Source organism: Paenibacillus sp. FSL H8-0282, assembly GCF_037963825.1.
GTDB classification, from domain to species: domain Bacteria; phylum Bacillota; class Bacilli; order Paenibacillales; family Paenibacillaceae; genus Paenibacillus_AQ; species Paenibacillus_AQ odorifer.
Genome location: NZ_CP150146.1, coordinates 5,090,945 through 5,113,291, shown reverse-complemented (window position 1 = coordinate 5,113,291; position 22,347 = coordinate 5,090,945). Strand labels below are relative to the sequence as shown.

The following is a 22,347-nucleotide window of genomic DNA, read 5'->3' as shown; positions in this document are numbered from 1 at the left end:
CTCGTGGATCAATTGTTGGCACAAATCGTAGTGTGGAGGCGGTTAAATGAACACTATTGGGGCAAATATTAAACAACTACGAAAAATACATAATCTTAATCAAACGGATTTAGCTAATAAAATCGGTGTTTCTCAAGGCAGCCTTAGTGATTTGGAATCTGGAAAAGGTAAGCCGGCAATAGAGACGGTTTTCTCAATTTGCTCTGAGTTCGGTTGTTCTTATGAATGGCTTTTAACCGGGAAGGAGCATTCAACTATTGGTGAATTAAGTGGTACAGTAGTGGAGTTATTGCAGACTGTTAAGGGGCTTAACCCTAGAGAACAGCTAGAACTGTGACAGATCGCAAAAATTAAGCGTGATTTACTGTAAAGATGATCAAGCGGAAATAAAAACGTAAAATTGAAATTTTGACGTAGTTTTACATCTTCACATCCAGATGTCGAAGCAGCAAATGGAAGCAGTATATTGTTACCAGACCTATACATGGAATACCACATGAAGCAGACCAGATTGCCCGCCGCCATAATAAGTGAACACTGCGTTGCCGCCAGTATTCAGTTGGGGCAGGACTTCGCTCAACGTCCCCCCCATCTCTGTTTCATGCTTCATAGAATCGCCCTTGAAACCGTCAGTTTGGCTAATTGTATTATTTTTTACGTATGAGGCAACAAAATCAGTGAGCTCTGCTACTGTTGGATTGTTCAACATTTGCCGCAGAAAGGCATCAAACGGAATGGACTGACCGTCACAAGCATAATTACTCAATCGCGCAGCTTCCCGTCAACTTGAGCCATGATTAGTGAATCCGCACCATGTTATGCGGAGGGCCCCCTGCCTATTGATAATAAGGGACGGAATCCGCTAAATAATCATGCCCTGTCTTGACACCGGACTGGAGCAGCCATATGGTACAAGTGACAAGAACATACAAACATAGGGAGATACATGCTCAAGAAGGGGGAACTATGAATACATTCACAGCCTATGGCCGTAAGATCCGGCAGCAGATCGCCGGCAGGTATTACCGGATATCCATCAAACAGAGGATTCTGTTCTCGTTCATCGTGCTGATTACGCTGTCCATCGGTGCAATGGGCAGCTTCTCGTATTGGATTGCCGCGCAGGAGATCGAGGATAATGCCTACGCCGGCAGCCGGGAGACCGTAAGCAAGACGGCACAGCTGCTGGATTCCCGCCTGAATGATGTGGCGCTGTCTGTGCAGTCCCTGATGCTGAGCGATGCGTACCGCAAGATGATGCTCGATGTGTTCAGCCATGATGTGTCGAATTACTATGTCCATCTGTCGGATCTGCAATATGTGCTCTCCCAGGTAACGTTCAATCAGCCGATCATCGAAAACGTGCTGATCGTTACCCCGATTGGCGATTTCTATTCCACTACGCAGATCCGGGCGCAGGACAACTCGTTCTACGGCTCGGAATTATATGATCTGAGCAAGGAGCGGCCGGGCGGCTACTGGGCCAAAGGACATTATGACCGGTTGTTCACGGGCAGCCAGCGGGTGGTCTCCTTCGTAGTCCGGGGGATTTATGAATACCCTTACACGCCGATCAGCAATGTATTTATTGTGGTCAATATCAGGGAGAGCCGGATAGATGAGCTGCTGAATACAGGCGGAGAACAAGCAGGGAGAAATTATTATCTGGTGAGCGGGGAAGGAGAGGCGGTGGTGGAGTCCCGCTGGCCGTTCCGGGGCAGGTTCCCCTGGAAGCCGGTGCTTGCCGAAGCCGGGAAAGCGGCCGATCCGCAGGACCACTACTACAGCTATGGCGGCAAGAAGTATCTGGTTAATTATACAAGCTCAGCGGTATCACCCGACTGGATCATCTCCGGCATGCAGTCGCGGGACCAGCTGCTGGGCAAGCTGCAGCGGGTGCAGCGCATTACCCTCTATGTCATCGTTGTTTTCCTGCTGGCCACCTGGCTGATCTCCAACCAGCTGACATCTGTGCTGCTGAAGCCCCTGTTCAAGCTGCGGCGGCTGATGCGCAGAGTCGAAGAGAACCAGCTCAGCGTGGTGTATGAGAGCCGTTATGAGGACGAGGTTGCCCAGGTCGGCTTTCAGTTCAACCGGATGATGTCAGAGATTAAGACGCTGATCGCGGATGTGAAGACCAAGGAGGAGGACAAGCGGCATGCAGAGATCCGCGCGCTTACGGCCCAGATGGAGCCGCACTTTCTGTACAATACACTCAATACCATCTATTGCAAATCGGTCATGGGGGAGAATGACGATGTAAATGAGATGATCCTGTCGTTGTCGCAGATGTTCCAGATCGGGCTCAGTGGCGGCAAGGATCTGATTACCCTTGCGGATGAGCTGTCCCACGTGCGGCAGTATTTCGCTATTCAGCAGAAATGCTATGAAGGTCTGTTCGAATACACGGTGACGGTAGAGGATGAGGCACTGCTTACCTGTCTGATGCCCAAGATTATCCTGCAGCCGGTGGTGGAGAACAGCATCCAGCATGGATTCAGCGACCGGACTTTAGGAGGCAGGATAGACATCACGGTCAGCCGGGAGCAGGGGCTGCTGCATATTTGCATTACCGACAATGGACGGGGACTTGATGCTGTACGGGTCAAGCAGGGGATGCTCAGTGCTCCGCAGTCGAGGAAAGGTTATGCCCTGTTCAACATCAGGCACCGGCTGGCGCTGTATTACGGGGACGAAGCCCGTATGGATGTGGGCGGCGAACCAAGTAAGGGATCACGGACGGATCTGTGGATTCCCTCAGAAGAGGAGAGATGAAGGATGGACCGGAAGCTGGAGCTGGAAAGGTTCAAATTATGTGTAATCGACGATATTAAAAGTGTGGTGGAGATGGTCTCGAGCAAGCCGCCATGGCAGGAGCACGGTATTGAGGTAGTCGGTACAGCGCTGGACGGTGAAGCGGGGCTGCAGATTATCCGCGAGACCCGGCCGGACATTGTGCTGACTGATATCCGGATGCCAAGAATGGACGGCCTGCAGATGACCCGGGCGATTCTGGAGGAACTGCCGGACTGCAAGATTATTATCCTCAGCGCCTACTCGGAGTTCTCTTATGCCCAGGAAGCCATCCGACTAGGGGCGCTTGATTTCGTCAAGAAGCCCTTTTCCCTGAACGAGATTGTGCAGGCTGTGCTGAAGGCCAGGGAGTTGTGCCGGGAGGAGCGTCAGGAGACCACCAGACTTGCTGTGATGGAGGCCAAAATTAGAGAAAGTCTACCTATTCTCCGCCAGGAATATCTCATCTTCCTGCTGCACCACCAGACGACAGAATGGGATGCACGTTCTCGTTGGGCCTATCTCGATATCCCTCTGGACCAGCATGATTTCTTCGTATTTGTCGCCGAAATCGATCATTTCACGGAGAAGCTGAGCGGCCAGCCTGTGCAGGAGGTCGAGCTGCTGCGGTTCAGCCTGCATAATATTCTCGAAGAGACGATTTCCGCCTGGACCCGCGGCGTCATTATCCGGGAGGCGACAGACCGGTACGTCTGCATCATGAACGGCTCGGACCCGGATACGGCGGCGCTGGTTACGGAGACCTGCTGCACGAATGTAAGCCGATTCTCCAGGCATACGCTTTCCATTGGCGTGGGGCTGGGCGTAGCGGCGATCCAGGAGCTGGGTGTAGCGTACAGGCAGGCGATTAGCGCGCTGGGTTATCATTTCTACACCGGAGGAAACGGGGTCTACATTTACAGCAATATTGAGAATAAACCGCTCGCACTTCACAGCTACTCCGCCGCCGTTGAGCAGGAGTTACTGTTCGCCCTGCGTTCCGGCAATTCTGCCAAAAGCCTGCAGATGCTCGATCAACTATTCGCGGAGCTGCTGGACAGCGGGCATTTGCCTGAGCCGCGTTATGTGGAAAGCGTCGGCTATGAGCTGGGCTACAGGATCTGCCGGGTCCTGCTGGAGCAGTTCCCCTACGGGCAGGTGGAGCCGCTGGAGCACAGGATTGCCGTCTTGAAGAACCGGGTGCATCCTTCCCTGCAGGATATCCGGGACCTGCTGTCCGGGCTGTGCCGGGAGGCCTGTGCGCTGGTTACGGAGGCCCGTTCCCTGGAGTCCACGCGGATTATCCGCCAGGCCGCCGCTTATATCGATAGCCATCTGGATACGGGGCTGTCGCTGGAGCAGGTGGCGAAGCAGATTAACCTCAGCCAGGGGTATTTCTCCAACCTGTTCAAGAAGGTGCAGGGGATTTCGTTTCAGCAGTATGTGATGCACGAGAAGATGGAGAAGGCTAAGGCGATGCTGATCAGGGGCCGGCAGGTTCAGGAGATCGCCCAGGATCTCGGGTATGAGCACAGGCGCTATTTCAGCGAGGTGTTCAAGAAATATACCGGAATGACCCCGTCCGAGTTCAAACTGCATTATCTTGGAAAAGAATAAAAATGCGCAGGGGAGGCATGTCCGCAGGGCGGAGGTGGCCTCCCTTCACTGTATAAAGCTCCTGCAGAAATCTGCCCTTAAAGTGGGCTTACCCGCCTTATCCGGATGCGCCAATCCGTCTATAATCAGGTTGTAAGCGAATACAACAGGGATATATAAGGGGGAACTACCAATGATGAAGCGTATGCTAATAACATCTCTGAGCCTGGTCCTGGCACTTGGCCTGACAGCCTGCGGCAACGGTAACGGTGGCAATGCTGCAGAAGGTAAGGGAGACGGGAAGACAGGCGGCTCGGGGGACAAGACCAAAATCAGCTACTGGACCGGCGACCGTCATGATGCGGATTTCGTGAAGGACAAGGTAGCCGAGTTTAACGCAACCAATACTGACGGGATTGAGGTGGAGCTGGTCGTCAAGGGCGACGACTTCGATACCGCACTCGATCTGTCCTTCCAGACCTCCGATGCGCCGGATGTAATCCGGGTGAAGGAGAATACCATCCAGACCTTCTACAAAAAAGGCTTTCTCGCTCCCATTGACGAGTTCCTCACCGATGAGCTGAAGACGAAATTCCCGGTCATGCCGGATCTGAATGAATTTGACGGCAAGCGTTACAGTCTGCCGAATTATGGAACAACCATGCGTCTAGTATACAACAAGGATCTGTTCGCCAAAGCAGGCGTTGAGCATCCGCCAGCTACCCTGCAGGAGCTGGTGGATACCGCCAAAAAATTGACGGAAGCCGGTAAAGCGGACGGCGCTTACGGCTTCGCCCAGAACTTCAAAAGCCCCGGAAGCGCGTTTGCGCGTTCGGCGCGGGTGATTGCGGAGATGAGCGGCTACGGCGGTTTCGGGTATGATTTCAAGACGGCCCGCTACGATTTCAGCGGCTTCGAGTCGATCATCAATGCCTTTAAGCAGATCCGGGACAACGGCAGCATGCTGCCGGGTGTGGAATCGCTGGATATTGATCCGCTGCGGGCGCAGTTTGCAGAGGGCAAAATCGGAATGTATATGTCCTACTCCTCGGAGCCGGGCGTCTACAAGAATCAGTTCCCGGCCAAGATTGACTGGGCAGCCGCTCCGGTTCCGACCATCGACGGCACCGTGAAGGGGGCTTCGGGCTTCCTCGGGGGCCAGTGGCTGGCGCTGAGCTCGAAGTCGGAGCACAAAGGAGCAGCCTGGAAGTTCATGGAGTTCATGTACGGCGATCAGGTGCTGACGGATTATCAGGAAAAAGGCTTTGGCATCTCCATGGTTCCATCCGTCAGCGCAGTAGCCAAGACACCGGATGTGAACGGCATTGAAGGCTTCCTGCCGAACAAGCACGATGGAGTGTGGCCGGTCTATCCGTCTGTAGCACCGGAAGGGATGAAATCGGATGACGCCTTCTTCAAGTATATGCTGAACGGCGGCGATCTGAAGGCAATTATCGCCGATCTGAACAAACGCTATAACACTGCACTGGACAGCGTGATTGCGAATGATGGCGTGAAGGCCGAGCCGGATGCCGGCTTTGACCCCGCCGCATTGGGCGGCAAGTTCGCCAAGTAGATGGAAGGTCAGGAATAGAGATATAGGCCAAAGCAGAGGGATGAGGAAGCAGCTTTCCCATCCCTCTGCTCTGGCCGCAAGGGAGAGGAGCCGGAAGAAACCAGATGAACAAAACAAAACAAGCCTTATTTTCATACAGCTTTATCTTTCCAAGTGCCTTGCTCACGTTGGTCCTCGGGATTTATCCGATTGCCTGGGCGTTCCGCTATATGTTCTATGATTACAAAGGGTTCGGAACGGCCCGGTTTACCGGGCTGGCCAATTTCAGCCGCATCCTGAAGGATACCCAGTTCTGGGATTCGGTGGTGAACACGTTTGTCTATGCAGGCGGCAAGCTGCTGATCACTATTCCGCTGGCTCTGCTGCTGGCCTCCATATTGAATCGGGGGCTGCGGGGCAGACAGCTGCTGCGGGGGATTTTCTTCATGCCGACCGTCATCAGTACCGCCGTAATGGCCGTAGTCTTCTTCACGATCTTTAACTCGTATAACGGGATTCTCAACCAGTTCCTGATCCGTTCGGGCCTTTCCGATTCCGGTGTGGACTGGCTGGGGCCGAAATATGCCATGCTCACCGTCATTTTGGTTGCGGCTTGGGGGGCGGTCGGCAATTACATGCTGCTCTTCCTCGCCGGTCTGCAGAATATCCCGGAGGATGTTTATGAAGCCTCTTCCCTGGACGGAGCAGGCAGACTCCAGCAGTTCCGCTATGTCACCCTGCCGATGCTCGGGCCTGTCATGCAGATGGTCATTATGCTGGCGATCATTACAGCTTTGAAGGGATACGAGAGCATTATGGTGCTGACCGAAGGCGGTCCTGTAGGCAAGACAGAGGTGATGTTCCTGTATTTGTACAAATTATTTTTCCCTGTCGGCGGAGGCAGCGCGGCGGTCCAGGTCCAAGAGTTCGGATACGGCAGTGCGGTCGCCTTCGTGTCTGCGGTCATCGTCGGGATCATATCGCTCATTTATTTCTACGCATCCAGACGTATGAATCAGACCGATTGAGGAGAGAGGCTATTATGAGAATAAGAACCATACTGGGCAATATCATCCTGTGGATTTTTTTGCTGGCATTTGCTTTTATCACCCTGATTCCGGTTGTTATCACCATTCTCGGCTCCTTCAAGACAAATGCCGAACTGACTGCGGGAGCCACCTTCCTGCCGGATAGCTGGCACTTCTCGAACTATGCCGAAGCCTGGGCGCAGGCGAATTTCTCCAGATATACGCTGAACAGCCTGATTGTCTCTCTGGCGGCGGTGGTTGGCACGCTGCTGGTATCATCCATGGCGGCTTATGTGGTGGACCGGATGGATTTTGCAGGCAAGAAACTGTATATCGGCCTGCAATCCTTTACTATGTTCGTGGCAGTAGGGGCGGTCGTGCTGCGTCCGCAGTTTGATCTGATGGTCAAGCTTCATCTGCACAGCAGCCTGTGGGGGGTCATATTGATTCTGATCTCCGCCCATGCTTCGATCTTCTTCATTCTGTCCAGCTTCATGAAGGGGATTCCCCGTGAGCTGGATGAGGCGGCGCTGATGGACGGCAGCTCCCCCGGCCGCACCTTCTGGCGGATTATTCTGCCGCTGCTCGGACCTGGACTCGGCGTAGGTGCGCTGTTCACCTTCCGCGGCGCGTGGAATGAATATCTGCTGCCACTCGTGTTCACGATGACGAAGCCGGAGCTGCAGACGCTGACTGTCGGGCTGGCGAACCTGAAATACGGGATTTCGGCCGCTTCCCAGACCCACTATATGATGGCAGGCGCCTGCTTGTCCATTCTGCCGATTCTCGTAGCCTATCTGTTCGCCAACAAATCCTTCATGCAGATGACAGCCGGTTCCCTCAAAGGGTAGCGGTCCGGCCCTGCGCAACCCATATTCCATATTTAAAATTCAAGGAGGTACATCCCATGACTCAACACGCTCCGGCAATTCTGCAATCTGCCCCGTTCATCCGGCGGTATCCGGGCAATCCTGTGCTGGATGCAACGAAGGTTCCTTACCCCACCGCACTGGTATTCAATGCCGGTGTAACGAAATTTAACGGCAAGTATGTGATGATCTTCCGTAATGATTACGGCTCACTGGTAGATCAGACGCTTGAGCCGCACCACACCACGGATCTCGGCATTGCTTACAGTGACGACGGGCTGAGCTGGACCGCCGGCCCGAAGCCAGTGTTCAAAATTCATGACGAGGAAATTATCCGCGCCTACGACCCGCGCCTGACCGTGATCGGCGGCCGTTGTTATATGTGTTTTGCCGTGGATACGCACCATGGCATCCGCGGCGGAATTGCCGTTACCGATGATCTGGAACACTTCGAGGTGCTCAGCCTGTCTACACCGGACCTGCGCAATATGGTACTGTTTCCCGAGTTGATCGGCGGCAAGTATGTCCGGCTGGAGCGTCCCTTCACGGTATACAGCCGCGGCGGCCGGGACCGCTTCGATGCCTGGATCTCCGAGTCGCCGGACCTGAAGCATTGGGGCAACTCCAGCCTACTGCTCGCCGTCGAGCAGGTGCCGTTTGCCAATGACAAGGTTGGCCCGGCCGCACCTCCGGTCCGGACGGATAAGGGCTGGCTGACCACCTTCCATGCGGTGGATGTGGACCCGGCCAGAGGCAAGCAAGGTTGGGAGGACACCTGGAAGAAGCGCTATACCGCCGGAATTATGCTGCTGGATCTGGAGGACCCCCGCAAGGTGATCGGCATGAGCAGGCAGCCCCTGCTGGTACCGGAGACAGACTATGAGATTGGCGGGGGATTCCGCAATCATGTGATTTTTCCGGGAGGGATGATTCTGGAGGAAGACGGCGAGGTCAAGATCTATTACGGCTCTGCGGATACGGTGGAATGTCTGGCAACGGCCCATGTGGACGATCTGCTCCGGCTCTGTCTGGAGCCGGAGCATAGATAAGATTGGAAGCAGGCTGAGGGCGGAAATGCGGAGTAACAGTAGGGCCATGTGCCATGATTGGAGCGGCTTGCGCGGAGATTGTGCATAAAATGCAACAATACAGCTCAGTAGTAGCGACCAACGCAGAAATCCTGCACAAGGTGAACAAAACCGGGGCCGTATTTTAAAAGGAAACTTTGCTGATGCAGAAAAGGTTAGTATTACTCTGCCACTTCCGAAGCTGAACAGGAATATGTCGACTTTATGAAAAGAGTAATAGAGCATCACTGGTGAAATCATTATTCACTGATGACAGAGTATTTTCTGAAGATATGAAAGAGGTGTTTATTTATGCTAAAAAGGTTAAAACTATTAAGTTTAATTGTTTGTATGCTCGCCAGTCTTTTAGCTGTCGTTCCTTTGACAGCAAGAGCGGCGGGCACAATTGTAAGCTATCCATTACCGTCGATCTATACCACGACCAGTCAATACACGGTAACAGCAGACTCTACAAATATACCGGTAATCGACACTTCGGCGGTATTTGTAAACTATAATTATTGTAATTTCTCTTTTTCAGGTACTACTACAATCACAATAACAGCAAGCGAGACAATCAATACCTATAATATTTCTCCCAAAGCTTTGGGAATCACTGCAACAAAGAGCGGAAATACACTTACATTTACACTTTCATCACCAACATATCTTATAGTTAAAATCAATAACCTGAAAGATCTGGTTATTGCGGCAGATGCTCTTGAAACCAATGTTCCGGCTTCATCCGGTACAGGTATATACAATGTTAAAACCGGGTACGGTGCCGACAGTACCGGTGCCGATATGGCTACAACTGCAATACAAAACGCCATAAATGCGGCTAACGCAGCAGGTGGCGGTATAGTATACGTTCCAGCCGGTGTTTATAAGTGCGGAAACCTTGTTTTAAAAAGCAATGTTTCGGTTTATCTGGAGGGTGGTTCTGTTATAAGGGGTTCAGGAAATCCAAGCGATTACACTACCCATTTTCATAAGAATTCTCTGGGTAAGGATGGAACATGGTTTATTTATACTGAAACAAATGCAAACAATATTAAGATATACGGCAGGGGGACTATTGACGGCAATGGCCATTATATGAGAAATACAAACAATTATTTGAACAATATTCTTGTACCCTTGCAGTGCAGCAACTTCACGGTTGACGGCATAACAATAAGAGACAGCGGTGGCTGGGCTACAATAGTTACAAGATCTAATAACGTAACATTCCAGAATACAAAGCACTTCAACAACAATGAACTTGATTATGAAAATGATGCAATCGACATTCAAGAGAGCCAGAATGTACTCATAAAGCACACTGTAGCAGTATCGGAGGATGACACATACTCATTTAAGACATGGGATGTAGAAACTACGGATATAGCTGCAAACTGGCCTGGAAGTCCTGAAAGCCAGTCAAATGTAGTTGTGGATGATGCTTTGGCTTGGAGCAGATGTGGAGCATTTAAGGTTGGAGATGGAGTGAAACAGCTTCAGGATGGCATAGTTGTTAAAAACTCTTATGTATACCGGTGCTGGCGTGCTTTAGCAGTAGGTCATCTTTATGGAACTCCAGCAGCACAAAACATCATATTTGACAATATAGATGTAGAAGGCTTCTGGCCAAGATCCGGTGTTCACTCCAGATGGTTTGATCTTTCTGCGAAAACCGGTCCGATAAAAAATGTGGTCTATAATAATATAAATTTACGCGCTTTAGGTGAAGTTTCAATAATGAAGGGTTGGAGTGACACATCTACTGTCTCCGGAGTTACATTAAACAATGTTCGCGTCGGTGGAGTTGCGGCAACTACATTGGCAGAATTGAAAATAACAGATACTAACAGCTATGCTGCAGCTCCAAAATTCAACACATTGAAATTTGAAGCGGAAGGCTATAACCTTAGTTCAGGTGTTATTTCCTATGAGGCAAGCACTGATGGTGGGCTGGATGTTGGTGGAGGGAGTAATGGCGACTATATAGCATTTAAAAATGTAGATTTTGGTAGTACAGCTAAAACAAGTATTGATTTGAAGGTTGCATCCGCTAATTCCAGCGGAAGAATAGAATTCCACTTGGACAGTCCTACGGGCACTATGCTGGGTTATTGGACAGCAGAAAGCACAGGCGGATGGCAGACATGGTCAGTCAAGAATATCCCGCTTAATGCCGGGACCGCTGTAGGGACCCATACCGTATATGTAACTTTTGTTAAGTTAGATTCAACCACAGTTGCAAATTTAACCTGGTTCCAGTTCAAATAGAATGGAAACGGTTTGATTTAATTGCAATAAGATGGATCTAGCTATTGTTGTGGCAGAATCGCCGAATTGAGGCCTTTTTAATGCCAAGATGAAATATAACTCACACTACGCTGCTGTGATCATCGGTTTGGCCCGGGGGATCCTCGTCGTTGCAGAGAACGGGATGATTATCGATACCATTTTGAATGGCCTGGCTACTATGCTTAAGGGTTTGCCGAATTACTTGTTCACCACCATCATGCTGGTCGTGCATAATATTATTACGTTCTTGGTTCATTCTTCATCAGGAGAGGCGGCCTTGACGATGTCTGTGCTTGCACCATTAGGCGATCTTGTGGTTGTTAACCGCGAAGCGGTAGTAACCGCATACCAATTTGGAAATGGATTAACGAATCTCATTTCGCCAACAGGCGGTGTGCTGCTGGCAGGTTTGGCCATCGCCCGGATCAATTTTGGACAATGGTTAAAGGTAATACTCAAGCTGTTTCCGATTCTTTGGCTGGTGGCGGCAATCTTTGCCGCAGTTTCCTCAGCTGTGGGCATGTAGTGGATAACATATTGCAAAGCCATGCGGGATTTCCCGCAGAAGATAATCAAAATCCCAAGGTCATACTGACCTTGGGATTTTTGATTAGTAAAAGATACTTCTGGTTCCAACCTACATATTGATCCTATTACCCTCACATCACACTCTCCTCTTTGTTGTATATTTCCTCCTGATTTGTGGCCACAAATAATGTATGCTAAGAATTTAATCCGTTATTTACCTATCCGTCAGTTTCTGCCGTTCCAAACAGCAGAATACAAACTGTTCAGAAGATAACGCTTCCACGTATGATGTATTCATAACCAGCTGAGTGCTTCATCCGATACTAGTATCACAAATGAGGGAATTTAAGGTGAGAGAATATACGATTGTTAATATTTTATATACCCGCAAGAGTCCTGTGCGCATGAGTGAGCTGATTGCCGAAGTGGGGTTGTCCGAACGGACTCTCCGTGACGTGATCCGTGCACTCGACAAAACAGGAGAGGCGAATGGTTTCGGTATCCGTATGATCCGCGGCCAGGGTTATCTACTGGAGATTGGCGATGAAGCCAAATTCAGTAGCTACCAGGAAAAAGGAATGCTGCAGCTGGATCAGGTGGATCTCGATAATAAGCAATCACGCCAGCAGTATTTACTATTCTATCTCTTGCAGAACGATAACTATCAGTCTATGGATAACATGGCGGAAGAAATCGGCGTTAGCCGTTCTACTATTATTTCCGATCTGAAGGAAGTAGAGCAGCGACTTGCCGCTTTCCGGCTTAGCTTGAAACGCCGGGCTCATTATGGCATGAAAATCGAGGGGGAAGAGCAAGACTTCCGTAAAGCCTTTTCTTACTTTATCTTGCAATCGGGTCATACGCTGCAGCATACGGAGGATTTTCATGCTTTTAGTCAGGACTTCGATGCTGAGCAGCTTAAGGGATTTCTACTGCAAATCCTCAAGGAAAAAGAACTGAAGATCTCGGATGTGTTTCTGGATAATATCTTGACCCATCTGTTCATTCTTCTTTACAGAGTTTCCAAGCACAATTTCATTGTGGCTGGACAAGCCTTGCAGGGAACACCTGAGCCGCTGTATCAGGATATTGCCGGGAGTATTGCAGATTTCATCTCCTCTCAATACCAGATTAAGCTTCCGGCGGATGAGATTGATTATTTGGCGCTGCACATTTCTGGCAAGACCATTATGGAGCGGATGTCGGAAGAGACCAAATCGCATCTGCGGGAGGGAATCACGGCTATTCTGGAGCGCTTGGACCGCGAGTTCCTTACTGGATTCACTCAAGATCAAGAGCTGCGCGAAGCACTGCTATTGCATATGTTCCCGCTGCTGAACCGGTTGTATTACAATCTTCAGCTCGGCAACCCATTGGTGGAGGATGTTTACAGCCAGTATGCCAATGTGTTCGTCATTTCCTTCCGCTTCGCTGAGATTGTAGAGGAGCAGTACGGGTTTCGGATGTCGCGGGATGAGGCAGGGTATGTCGCGTTGCATTTTGCCACCCATCTGGAACGGATGCAGCAGCGCAATCTGGAGAAGTTCAAGCGGATTGCCGTGATCTGCTCGACAGGAGGGGGCAGTGCCCAGTTAATCCGGCTGAAGCTGGAAGCGGTATTCCCCAAAGCGTCGGTGATCACAGCCTCCATCACGGAGGTGGAGGAGATCAGCAGCAAGCCTGTGGATCTGATTCTCTCTACTGTACCGCTGGCAACAGAGATTAAGGAAAAACCGGTGATCCATATCAAACAGCTGCTGGATGATCAAGAGATTCAGCGGATCAAAGAAATATTGTCTTTGCAGATTAATCGCACAGAACCGTCCTACAAGCTGATGGATTTCAAGGATTTGTTCCGCAGGGAGCTGTTTCATCTGTCTGGTTCGGACGAAGATTACATGGAGCTGTTAAAGCAGCGCTGCCGGGAGATCGTGGGCAATCATTATGCAGCTGACGATTTTCCCGAACAAGTGCTGCTCAGAGAGCAGAAATTCACCACCATTTACAAAAATGGGGTGGCCGGCCCGCATCCGATGCGGATGAGCGCGATCCGCGACTGTATCAGTGTAACCGTGTTGAAGAAACCGCTGATCTATGAGGGGAAGCCGGTCCAGTTGATTTTTCTGATCAATCTGGGTCCGGGGCAGTTGTTCCTGCACAAAGAGATCAGCAAGCTGCTACTGGTTCTAATGGAGAAGGAAGACAGTCGCAATCGGCTGCTAAACACGAATAGTTATGAGCAATTTATGAATGAGATAGAGAACCTACTATAAATAAAATGACGATACGGAGTGGAGAACCCATGGATTATGAACAAACGATTATGCAGATTATTGCCAGCAGCGGAGAGGCAAGAAGCCTTAGCTTAAAAGCGGTAAGAACCGCGCGCGCCGGAAACCTGGAAGAAGCGGGCGAGATGATTAAGAACGCCAAGACCAGCTTGACCAAAGCACATAAAGTACAAACGGGGCTGATCCAGGCTGAAGGCCGGGGCGAAAAGACAGAAATTACGCTGCTGATGATTCACGCGCAGGATCATTTGATGAATGCCCTGACGGTTAGAGAACTGGCTGTGGAACTGATCGAAGAAATCAAAGAACGCAAAGCGCTCGAACTAGAATTGAAAGGATCGGTGAACTAAGATGAAAAAAATATTACTCGCCTGTGCAGGCGGATTCTCGACAAGTATGCTGGTGGAACGGATGAAAGAATCGGCACGGACACAAGGGGTTGAAGTGGTTATTGATGCGGTGGCGGAGAGTGACATCGCCGATCAAAAGCCTTTTGACATCATTATGCTTGGACCACAAATGGGACATGCCGAAGGCGATCTGGCCGCAGAATATCCGAACATTCCAGTAACTACGATCGATATGATGGACTATGGCATGATGGATGGGGACAAGGTGCTGGCTACAGCACTTGAACTGATGGAGAAGGGGGCTTAAGTCATGGCAGGCGGCGCAGAATGGAGAGCCAAGATCCAGAAAGTCAGCACGAAAATCCAAAAAAACACCTATATCAGCGCTATTTCCAACGGTCTGATGGCCTTGATGCCAATTTTGATTCTGGGCGCTATTTTTTCCCTGATTAATGCACTCAAGCTTGATCCTTATCAGAATTTCCTGGAAAGCACTGGACTCAAAACTTATACTTCGATTCCGGCAACTGTAACCACCGATTTGATCGCACTCTACGCGGTGTTCTCCATCGCTTACAATTTCGCTACCCAACATAAGCAGCAAGGTTTTTCGGCAGGGATTTTGGCGCTGATGAGTTTCTTGCTAGTTACACCAAAAGGACTGCTGGATGATGGCGTGACCAAAGCATTTGGTTACTCCTGGTTAGGCGCCAAGGGATTGTTCGTGGCAATCATCCTGGCACTGCTGGTAGGTAAGATCTATACCTTTGTATTGGAAAAGAAATTCTATATCAAAATGCCGAAGGGTGTTCCGCCCACGGTTGAGAAATCTTTTGCCGCGCTTACGCCTGGTTTTATCGTAGCGGTTCTGATGCTGGTGCTGACGGCGATTTTCGCCGCAACGAAATATGGCAATATGCACGAGTTTGTCTTCTCGATCATCCAACTGCCACTGACTAGTCTGGGGGGTACCTGGTGGGCGATGCTGATCTGCATCTTCGTAATTCACCTGCTGTGGTTCTTTGGAGTTCACGGCACCTTGGTAGTCTATTCCGTTGTCGGCCCGATTTGGGTGGCTTTGGGACTTGAGAATCTGGACGCTTACCAAAGAGGTGTGGAAGGTACGCATATCATTGGTTCACCGTTCTTCCCGGTTTATGTACTGATCGGTGGTGCGGGGGCAACGTTAGGTCTCATTATTGCGATGTTGTTCGCCAAATCTACACGTTATAAGACACTTGGTAAACTGGCAATTATTCCAAGTCTGATCGGTGTCAATGAGCCGGTGATTTTCGGGATGCCATTGGTGCTGAATGTTCGGTTTATGATTCCGTTTATCCTGACTCCGCTGGTGAGTAGTGGTCTGGCGATTCTTCTGACGACTCTGGGTATCCTTCCTGTGCTGCACGGGATTCAGGTGCCGCTGGGCATTCCGGTGCTGGTTAATGGCTGGATGAACGGGGGCTGGCGCGTAAGTGCGTTCCAGCTGGTTATGATTGGTGCAAGCTTCATGATCTACTATCCATTCTTTAAAAAAGCCGATGCCGAAGCGCTGGAGCAAGAACAGCAGGCTGAAGCTAAAGCGGTAGCAACCGCTGCCGCCAATTAATAAAAGGAGGCTCAACCGATGACTTATCCATTTCCGGAAAACTTCCTGTGGGGCGGTGCGGTAGCCGCCAATCAGGTCGAAGGCGCGTATAATGAGGGCGGGAAGGGTTTGTCCACTGCTGATGTAGTCAAATATTGTCCTCCTAAGGAACGGCAGAGCCTGGAACAGCTATTGTCCATGTCCGGTCCACAGCTAGAAGAGGCCATACAGGATGATAATCAGGGGAATTACCCAAAACGCAGAGGGATTGATTTCTACCACCGCTACAAAGAAGATATCGCCTTGTTCGCTGAGATGGGTTTTAAGGTATTCCGTATGTCCATCTCCTGGCCACGTATTTATCCGAATGGCGATGAGCAGGTACCTAACGAGGCAGGACTGCGATTCTACGACGATGTTTTTGATGAGTTGCGCAAATATAATATCGAGCCGCTGGTCACCATTTCCCATTATGAAATGCCGGTGCACCTAGTCACCAAATACAACGGCTGGGAATCCAGAGAACTGGTTGAACTGTTCGTCCGTTATGCGGAGACTGTGTTCACCCGTTACCGGGATAAGGTGAAGTATTGGCTGACTTTCAACGAAATCAACTGTACGCTCAAAGCGCCGTTTCTGGGCGCAGGGATTATTCTGGATGGCAAGTCAAATGAGAAGCAGGTTGCTTTTCAGGCTTTGCATCACCAGTTCGTAGCCAGTGCGCTTGCGATTAAGCGGGGCCGGGAGATCAATCCGCAGTTCCAGATCGGCTGCATGCTGGCCCGCAAGCTGCTTTACCCATATTCCTGTCATCCCGGTGATGTACTGAAAGCGCAAGCGGAGAACCAAATGGCAATGTTCTGCTCCGATGTTCAGGTTAGAGGCTATTATCCTTCTTATATCCGCCGGCATTTGGAGCAGCATGGAGTGACAATAACCATGTTGCCGGGAGACGAAGCTTTGCTGCGGGACAATCTTGTAGATTTTCTTTCCTTTAGTTACTACATGTCCTCAGTAGTCAGTGTAGATGAGAGTATCACGGCTACGACGGAAGGTAACCTGTCCTCAGGGCTGAAGAATCCCTTCCTGAAAACTTCCGATTGGGGCTGGCAGATCGATCCAAAGGGGCTGCGGTTTGTGCTCAAGGAGATGCATGACCGCTACCAGCTTCCTTTGTTCGTAGTAGAGAATGGTCTGGGTGCTGCAGATGTGCTCGAACTGGATGGCACTATCCGTGATCCATACCGGATAGAGTATCTGGCCCAGCATATTGAGCAGATGGCGGAAGCCATTGCCGATGGCGTGGAGCTGATGGGCTACACCAGCTGGGGCTGTATTGATCTGATCTCGGCTTCCACCTCGGAGATGCGCAAGCGGTACGGCTTCATTTATGTTGATCAGGATGATGCAGGCAATGGAACGCTGCTGCGTCTGCGTAAGGACAGCTTTTACTGGTACAAAAAGGTCATAACCTCTAACGGAGCAAATTTAAGCTATTAGTGCGGCGTTATAATCCTTGTTCATTTTTTACGAAAACCTTGAGAAATCAAGGTTTTTTTGTTTTTTTAATAGGGAATAGAGATCGTGTGTGCTTCTTCTTATAACGAAGTTTTATCCGGGAAGGCACTTAACTTATGGGCAAGCTGCCTTTTAGCTGACTATTTCTTTAAATATTCCGAGAAATTCTCCTGAAAATCCAGTGAATGAATATCTTCCCGGAGATGGTGGTGGATTAGCGGGCCGATTTTGGCGGTTTCTTTTTGCACCATAAGCTCAAGAATGGATTGGTGTTCGTTCCAGATTTCTTCCAGCTTGTCGGTCTTAAGCATGTGCAGTCTGCGGTACCTGAGATAATGTACATTCGACTGCTGGATCAGAGTCCACAGATACTCACGTCCAGCAAGCCTGTACAAGGCCCGGTGAAACTCGTCGTCTAAATTAAGGAAAGAATCTACAGCATTCTCCTGCCCGATGACCTCTTTCTGTTTCTTAAGAATTTCTTTAAGCTCGTGCACTCCTGGTAGTAAAAGCTGTGCAGAAAGATCCTTGAGGATCTCCTTTTCCAGTGTGCAACGCAAGTATGTGATTTGTTCAACAGATTCAAGATCAATAAAGGAGACAATATTACCTTTTTTCGGATAGATATCGGTATAAGATTCCAGTGCAAGCTGTTTGAGAACATCACGCAACGGCGTACGTGAAATCTGAAACCGCTCAGACAAGGCTGTTTCACTCAGAATGGTGCCTGGCTTTAACGCCAGCGTGAGGATTTCTTGCTTCAGTGTGTTTAGAATTTCAGCTTTAATTGACATTTCTGTTCCTGCTTTCAATTGTTAATGACAGATACAGTACTAGTATACATGATAAGTTAGTTCATTAAAATCATTGGGATGAAAATAGGGTGGATATTCCTTGATTTCAGGATAAAATTCCTGATCAAATTGTGATTGACAAAGAATTGTTCTTATTCTATGATCAAGTAAATCTTGTATACAAGATAGTTGAAAACGAATTCACAGGAGGGTTTATCAATGAACATGACGTGGAGATGGTATGGCGAGGGCAATGACAATATTACGCTGGATCATATTCGGCAGATTCCGGGTGTTATGGGGATTGTCTGGTCTTTGCATGAGAAAGTAGCCGGAGAAGTGTGGGAAATGGAACGGATCCAAGAAGTGGCGGATCAAATCACCAGCAAGGGTTTCAGCACGGCTGTAGTAGAAAGCGTCAACGTTCATGATGATATCAAAATCGGCTTGCCGACCCGTGATAAATATATCGATATTTATATCGACACCATTCGTAAACTCGCCAAGGTTGGCGTTAAGGTGATCTGCTATAATTTTATGCCTGTTTTCGATTGGACCCGCACAGAGCTGTATAAAGAGTTGCCCGATGGCTCGAATGCTCTCTTTTATGAAAAGGCTGCCATTACCGATAATCCGCGTGAGATGGTGGACCGGATTCTGAAAGGAGCTGGAAAGTTCACGATGCCGGGCTGGGAGCCGGAGCGGCTGGCAAAGCTGGATGAGCTGTTTGCGGCTTATGCGGATGTGACGGAAGATAAACTGTTCGACAACCTCCAGTATTTCCTGGAACGCATTATTCCAGTATGCGAGGAAGTGGACATCAAGATGGCTATCCATCCCGATGATCCGGCTTGGCCGATCTTTGGACTGCCGCGTATTATCCGCAATCGGGATATGATCCGCCGCTTTCTGGATTTGGTGGACAGCCCGTACAACGGTTTGACGTTCTGCACAGGGTCACTCGGCACGAATCCGGATAACGATCTGCCAGCGATGATCCGCGAGTTCCATGATCGTATTCATTTTGCCCATATCCGCAATGTGAAGGTATTTGAGAACGGTGATTTCATTGAGGTGTCGCACCGTGGGCGTGACGGAAGTGTTGATGTGGCCGAGGTGGTCAAAGCCTATCATGAGAACGGATACATTGGTTATGTACGTCCGGATCACGGGCGGCATCTGTGGGGGGAAGAGAAGAACTGCCGACCGGGTTATGGCTTGTATGATAGAGCTATGGGCATCATGTATTTGCTTGGTGTTTGGGATAGCTTGGATAATGTCAAGGAGGCAAAATAAATGCTGCATCTGACCAGAGGCAGTATCCAAGGGGAAAAAGCAGCTTGGAAAGCTGCTGGTGTGGAGCTTCCACAGTTCGACTATGAGCAGGTAGCAAACAATACACAGCTTAAACCGGAATGGATTCATTTCGGTGCAGGTAATATTTTCAGGGGATTCGTGGCAAATGCTCATCAGAAGCTGCTGGATAGCAGGAAGTCGGATACAGGTATTATTGCGGTGGAAACCTTTGATTTCGAAATGATTGATAAAGTCTACAAGCCCTACGACAATCTGACCCTTTTAGTACTGATGAATGCTCGTGGTGATTTCCAAAAAAGAGTAGTCAGTAGTATTGTGGAGGGAATCGCAGCGGACAAAAACCGCGAAGCGGAGTACCGTCGATTGATCGAGGTGTTCGAGAATCCCAGCCTGCAAATGGCCAGCTTCACCATCACGGAGAAGGGATACTCGTTGACGGATCCGCACGATAAATATCTTGGCATTGTGGAAAAGGATATTGTGAGCGGACCGGAGCATCCTGTTCATGTCATGAGCATTGTAGCTTCGCTTGCTTATCGAAGATATCTGAAAGGCCAATATCCGATGACCTTTGTCAGCATGGACAACTGCTCACACAATGGCGACAAGCTGAAGAATGGTGTTGTGTCCATCGCTAAGGAATGGGCCCAAAGAGGACTTGTTATAGAAGACTTCGTGCGTTATCTGGAAGATGAACGAGTAATAACCTTTCCATTGTCCATGATCGATAAAATCACACCACGTCCTTCGGAGAGTGTACAGGCAGCGCTTCTGGAACAGGGAATTGGTGATATGGATGTGATCATTACCTCCAAAAACACATATACCGCTCCTTTCGTAAATGCTGAGATCAGCGAATATCTTGTAGTGGAGGATAACTTTACGAACGGACGTCCACCACTAGAGGAAGCCGGAATTATTTTTACGGACCGGGAGACAGTCAACAAGGTGGAGACGATGAAAGTAACGACCTGCCTTAATCCGCTGCATACGGCGCTTGCTGTTTCCGGTTGTCTGCTTGGCTACACCTTGATCGCGGATGAGATGAAGGACGATACTTTGCGGAGGTTTGTGGAGATAATCGGTTACAAAGAAGGCCTGCCCGTCGTAGTGGACCCGGGGATTCTCAGTCCAAAGCAGTTCCTGGACGAAGTCCTTACGGAGCGTTTTGCCAATCCATTTATCCCCGATACTCCGCAGCGGATTGCTACAGATACTTCGCAGAAGGTGGGTATACGGTTCGGTGAAACTATTAAATCCTATATTCGACGGGAGGAGCTCGATCCAGCGCAGCTAACGGCGATTCCACTGGCTATCGCTGTGTGGTGTCGTTACTTACTTGGAGTGAATGATGCTGGAGAGGTCTTCACATTGAGTTCAGATCCGTTACTAGAAACACTGCAAGGTTACCTGCAGGGAGTTTCGCTTGGAGACCAAACTGCAAGTGTGCGCCCCATTCTTGAAGATGAGCGACTTTTTGGGGTTCCGTTGTACGAGATTGGTCTAGGTGATAAGATTGAGATTATGTTCCAGGAAATGATGGCAGGTCCAGGAGCGGTACGGAGAACATTAGAGAACTATTTAAAGTGAAAGCTAGGCAGTTAAGTAGATTTGAATTAATATAGGAGAAAATAAAGCGAAAAAAGTCCCGAGGCAATCAATCGGGGCTTTTTTTTGTATGATTTTAAAAAATCCAAACAAAGTGTGAAAAGAATCTTATGTAAAATGAGAAGGACGAAAGTTAAACTAAACACATGACGAATAACCGGTGTTCGTCAACTGGGCGACGAATTTTGAGGGGGTTCAACACCATATTGTGGGGCGGGCAGAAAGGCCGGCTGGAGTGGAAGTGGCGAAATGAACGGTATAAATCCCGCAGAATGCAGCTGATCGAGCGAATGTGGCGAAAAGAACGGTATAAATCCCGCAGAATGCAGCTGATCGAGCGGATGTGGCGAAATGAACGGTATAAATCCCGCAGAATACAGCTGATCGGGCGAATACGGAGAAATCTACGGTATAAATCCCGCAGAATGCAGCTGATCGAGCGAATGTGGCGAAAAGAACGGTATAAATCCCGCAGAATGCAGCTGATCGAGCGAATACGGAGAAATCTACAGTATAAATCCCGCAGAATGTACCGGATCGAGTGAAGGTGGCGAAAAGAGAGGCATAAATACCCTAGAAAGTGGAGGATGGAGTGGAAGCAGCGAAAAGAGAGGCATAAATGCCCTAGCATGTGGCGGATCGGGCGAATGTGGTGAAAAGAGAGGCATAAATGCCTTAGAATGTGGCGGATCGAGCGAATGCAGGGAAAAGAGAGGCAAAAATGCCCTAGAATGTGGCGAATCGAGCGAATGTGGGGAAAAGAGAGGCAAAAATGCCCTAGAATGTGGCGGATGGAGTGAATGCGGGGGAAAAAGAGGCATAAATACCCTAGAAAGTGGAGGATGGAGTGGAAGCAGCGAAAAGAGAGGCATAAACGCCCTAGAATGTGGCGGATCGAGCGAATGTGGGGAAAAGAGAGGCATAAATGCCCTATAATGTTGCGTATCGAGCGGAAGTGGCAAAAAGAGAGGCATAAATGCCCTATAATGTGGCGGATCGAGTGAATGCGGAGAAAAGAGAAGCATAAATGCTTTAGAATGTGGCGGATGGAGTGAATGCGGGGGAAAGAGAGGCATAAATGCCTTAGAATGTTGCGGATGGAGTGAATGTGGGGGAAAGAGAGGCATAAATGTCCTAGAATATGGCGGATCGA

The 22,347-nt window shown here is 49.5% G+C and carries 19 protein-coding genes; 17 read left to right on the top strand and 2 right to left on the bottom strand.

What is annotated here, in order from left to right; genetic code table 11:
* Positions 1-46 precede the first annotated feature (46 nt).
* Positions 47-337, top strand: coding sequence for a helix-turn-helix transcriptional regulator (locus NST94_RS22125; RefSeq protein WP_076317110.1), 291 nt, complete (start codon positions 47-49; stop codon positions 335-337).
* A gap of 141 nt (positions 338-478) precedes the next feature.
* Here NST94_RS22125 and NST94_RS22120 read toward each other — a convergent pair whose 3' ends face one another.
* A complete protein-coding gene (locus NST94_RS22120) occupies positions 479-766 on the bottom strand; it encodes a hypothetical protein (RefSeq protein ID WP_076187406.1) in 288 nt (95 codons plus the stop codon).
* Between the two features lie 200 nt (positions 767-966).
* On the opposite strand from NST94_RS22120, the gene NST94_RS22115 reads away from it, so the two are divergent.
* The 13 genes from NST94_RS22115 (at position 967) to ascB (ending at position 17,457) form a co-directional block, all read left to right on the top strand.
* Positions 967-2,775 (top strand): sensor histidine kinase, encoded by a 1,809-nt coding sequence (locus NST94_RS22115; RefSeq protein ID WP_036683317.1) that lies wholly within the window; start codon positions 967-969, stop codon positions 2,773-2,775.
* 3 nt (positions 2,776-2,778) lie between these two features.
* Positions 2,779-4,410 carry a response regulator gene (locus tag NST94_RS22110; protein ID WP_339244442.1) on the top strand — a complete coding sequence of 544 codons (1,632 nt, stop codon included), beginning with the start codon at positions 2,779-2,781 and terminating at the stop codon, positions 4,408-4,410.
* Positions 4,411-4,582: 172 nt separating this feature from the next.
* Positions 4,583-5,965, top strand: coding sequence for an extracellular solute-binding protein (locus NST94_RS22105; RefSeq protein ID WP_036683312.1), 1,383 nt, complete (start codon positions 4,583-4,585; stop codon positions 5,963-5,965).
* Positions 5,966-6,069: 104 nt separating this feature from the next.
* Positions 6,070-6,972, top strand: coding sequence for a sugar ABC transporter permease (locus NST94_RS22100; protein ID WP_036683309.1), 903 nt, complete (start codon positions 6,070-6,072; stop codon positions 6,970-6,972).
* Positions 6,973-6,986: 14 nt separating this feature from the next.
* Positions 6,987-7,823 (top strand): carbohydrate ABC transporter permease, encoded by an 837-nt coding sequence (locus NST94_RS22095; protein ID WP_036683306.1) that lies wholly within the window; start codon positions 6,987-6,989, stop codon positions 7,821-7,823.
* A gap of 56 nt (positions 7,824-7,879) precedes the next feature.
* Positions 7,880-8,890: a glycoside hydrolase family 130 protein gene (locus NST94_RS22090; protein ID WP_036683303.1), complete on the top strand. Its 1,011-nt coding sequence runs from the start codon at positions 7,880-7,882 to the stop codon at positions 8,888-8,890.
* 330 nt (positions 8,891-9,220) lie between these two features.
* Entirely contained in the window at positions 9,221-11,179 is a 1,959-nt protein-coding gene (locus NST94_RS22085) for a carbohydrate-binding protein (protein ID WP_339281291.1), read from the top strand.
* 88 nt (positions 11,180-11,267) lie between these two features.
* Positions 11,268-11,726 carry a hypothetical protein gene (locus NST94_RS22080; RefSeq protein WP_254857128.1) on the top strand — a complete coding sequence of 153 codons (459 nt, stop codon included), beginning with the start codon at positions 11,268-11,270 and terminating at the stop codon, positions 11,724-11,726.
* Positions 11,727-12,078: 352 nt separating this feature from the next.
* Complete coding sequence (locus tag NST94_RS22075) at positions 12,079-14,001, top strand: BglG family transcription antiterminator (RefSeq protein ID WP_076128885.1); 1,923 nt, start codon at positions 12,079-12,081, stop codon at positions 13,999-14,001.
* 29 nt (positions 14,002-14,030) lie between these two features.
* Positions 14,031-14,369, top strand: a complete 339-nt coding sequence (locus NST94_RS22070) for a PTS lactose/cellobiose transporter subunit IIA (protein ID WP_038572728.1) — start codon at positions 14,031-14,033, stop codon at positions 14,367-14,369.
* A 1-nt stretch (position 14,370) separates the two neighbouring features.
* Entirely contained in the window at positions 14,371-14,676 is a 306-nt protein-coding gene (locus NST94_RS22065; RefSeq protein ID WP_036683292.1) for a PTS sugar transporter subunit IIB, read from the top strand.
* A 3-nt stretch (positions 14,677-14,679) separates the two neighbouring features.
* A complete protein-coding gene (locus tag NST94_RS22060; RefSeq protein WP_076302552.1) occupies positions 14,680-15,978 on the top strand; it encodes a PTS transporter subunit EIIC in 1,299 nt (432 codons plus the stop codon).
* A gap of 18 nt (positions 15,979-15,996) precedes the next feature.
* The gene (gene ascB, locus NST94_RS22055) at positions 15,997-17,457 is read left to right on the top strand and encodes a 6-phospho-beta-glucosidase (RefSeq protein ID WP_076191832.1); all 1,461 of its coding nucleotides are present in this window, start codon (positions 15,997-15,999) and stop codon (positions 17,455-17,457) included.
* 158 nt (positions 17,458-17,615) lie between these two features.
* Here the strand turns inward: ascB and NST94_RS22050 are convergent, their stop codons facing one another.
* A complete protein-coding gene (locus tag NST94_RS22050) occupies positions 17,616-18,269 on the bottom strand; it encodes a GntR family transcriptional regulator (protein ID WP_076128891.1) in 654 nt (217 codons plus the stop codon).
* Positions 18,270-18,488: 219 nt separating this feature from the next.
* Between NST94_RS22050 and uxuA the strand changes: the two genes are divergently transcribed.
* The 3 genes from uxuA to NST94_RS22035 all read left to right on the top strand — a co-directional run bounded on the left by uxuA (position 18,489) and on the right by NST94_RS22035 (position 21,739).
* Complete coding sequence (gene uxuA / locus NST94_RS22045; protein ID WP_076128893.1) at positions 18,489-19,565, top strand: mannonate dehydratase; 1,077 nt, start codon at positions 18,489-18,491, stop codon at positions 19,563-19,565.
* The gene (locus NST94_RS22040) at positions 19,566-21,176 is read left to right on the top strand and encodes a mannitol dehydrogenase family protein (protein ID WP_280753427.1); all 1,611 of its coding nucleotides are present in this window, start codon (positions 19,566-19,568) and stop codon (positions 21,174-21,176) included.
* A 224-nt stretch (positions 21,177-21,400) separates the two neighbouring features.
* Positions 21,401-21,739, top strand: a complete 339-nt coding sequence (locus tag NST94_RS22035; RefSeq protein WP_339281290.1) for a hypothetical protein — start codon at positions 21,401-21,403, stop codon at positions 21,737-21,739.
* Positions 21,740-22,347: the final 608 nt, after the last annotated feature.

Coding starts and splice junctions, on each gene's coding strand:
- NST94_RS22125 (WP_076317110.1), top strand. CDS start 47: ATGAACACTATTGGGGCAAATATTAAACAACTACGAAAAATACATAAT.
- NST94_RS22115 (WP_036683317.1), top strand. CDS start 967: ATGAATACATTCACAGCCTATGGCCGTAAGATCCGGCAGCAGATCGCC.
- NST94_RS22110 (WP_339244442.1), top strand. CDS start 2,779: ATGGACCGGAAGCTGGAGCTGGAAAGGTTCAAATTATGTGTAATCGAC.
- NST94_RS22105 (WP_036683312.1), top strand. CDS start 4,583: ATGATGAAGCGTATGCTAATAACATCTCTGAGCCTGGTCCTGGCACTT.
- NST94_RS22100 (WP_036683309.1), top strand. CDS start 6,070: ATGAACAAAACAAAACAAGCCTTATTTTCATACAGCTTTATCTTTCCA.
- NST94_RS22095 (WP_036683306.1), top strand. CDS start 6,987: ATGAGAATAAGAACCATACTGGGCAATATCATCCTGTGGATTTTTTTG.
- NST94_RS22090 (WP_036683303.1), top strand. CDS start 7,880: ATGACTCAACACGCTCCGGCAATTCTGCAATCTGCCCCGTTCATCCGG.
- NST94_RS22085 (WP_339281291.1), top strand. CDS start 9,221: ATGCTAAAAAGGTTAAAACTATTAAGTTTAATTGTTTGTATGCTCGCC.
- NST94_RS22080 (WP_254857128.1), top strand. CDS start 11,268: ATGAAATATAACTCACACTACGCTGCTGTGATCATCGGTTTGGCCCGG.
- NST94_RS22070 (WP_038572728.1), top strand. CDS start 14,031: ATGGATTATGAACAAACGATTATGCAGATTATTGCCAGCAGCGGAGAG.
- NST94_RS22065 (WP_036683292.1), top strand. CDS start 14,371: ATGAAAAAAATATTACTCGCCTGTGCAGGCGGATTCTCGACAAGTATG.
- NST94_RS22060 (WP_076302552.1), top strand. CDS start 14,680: ATGGCAGGCGGCGCAGAATGGAGAGCCAAGATCCAGAAAGTCAGCACG.
- ascB (WP_076191832.1), top strand. CDS start 15,997: ATGACTTATCCATTTCCGGAAAACTTCCTGTGGGGCGGTGCGGTAGCC.
- NST94_RS22050 (WP_076128891.1), bottom strand. CDS start 18,269: ATGTCAATTAAAGCTGAAATTCTAAACACACTGAAGCAAGAAATCCTC.
- uxuA (WP_076128893.1), top strand. CDS start 18,489: ATGAACATGACGTGGAGATGGTATGGCGAGGGCAATGACAATATTACG.
- NST94_RS22040 (WP_280753427.1), top strand. CDS start 19,566: ATGCTGCATCTGACCAGAGGCAGTATCCAAGGGGAAAAAGCAGCTTGG.